Genomic DNA, 675 nt, shown 5'->3' on the forward strand with positions numbered 1-675 from the left:
GGACCAGTTCTCCAAGGCCCGGGCGAGCTGATCCAGCCCGGTGGCGTACGCCTCCTTCGAGCACTCCGCCCACCACGGCGCCACCTCCCTCTTCGCTGCGTTCCAGGCCTTGCGCAGGGAATACATCGACCAGCCGAACGACGGCGTCAGATCGGCCTCGGCCATGCCGTAGGACCGTTCCGCCTCCCGCTGCCCGAGGTTCGCTTTCACCTGCGCGATACCCCAGTTGAACGCCACCCGGGCCGCACCGGCATGCCGCAGCAGCGCCCCGACCTGACCAGGCGTCGGGTCCAGTGCAAACCGGTAGGCATGCCTGACGATCACCCGGTCAGGCTACCGGCCGCCACCGACAACACCCCCACCATCAAAGGAAGTTGAAAAACGCTGAGATTCGATGACGAAGCCCACAGCAGTTAAGAACCCCCGCCCCCGCACACGCCCCCGCCCCGCCGTGTGCAGTGCTCTTCGAGCGCAGTGAGAGCGGTTCTTGAGCCCGGTGGCCGACGGTGTCCCCACGACCGAAGGAGGGGGTATGGGAACGCCGGAGCACCACGAGCCCGTCCTGCGCGTGGAACGCGGGCAGGCCAGCGACGAGGAACTGGCCGCACTGACCGTGGTGCTGCTCGCACTGCGCGCGGGCGGCGCGTTCCCCCGCCGGGGCAGGCCGGTCAACGG

2 protein-coding genes are annotated in these 675 nt (G+C 69.0%); one reads left to right on the forward strand and one right to left on the reverse strand.

Annotation, left to right across the window (positions count from 1 at the left end; all coding sequences use genetic code 11):
- Window positions 1-324 (reverse strand): helix-turn-helix domain-containing protein (locus ACFRCG_RS48475; protein WP_380043052.1); only part of this gene is annotated, 324 nt, incomplete at its 3' end.
- A 208-nt stretch (window positions 325-532) separates the two neighbouring features.
- Between ACFRCG_RS48475 and ACFRCG_RS48480 the strand changes: the two genes are divergently transcribed.
- Window positions 533-675 (forward strand): acyl-CoA carboxylase subunit epsilon (locus ACFRCG_RS48480; RefSeq protein WP_380043054.1); only part of this gene is annotated, 143 nt, incomplete at its 3' end.

Origin of the sequence: Embleya sp. NPDC056575 (genome assembly GCF_042793325.1) — a bacterium.
GTDB lineage: Bacteria > Actinomycetota > Actinomycetes > Streptomycetales > Streptomycetaceae > Embleya.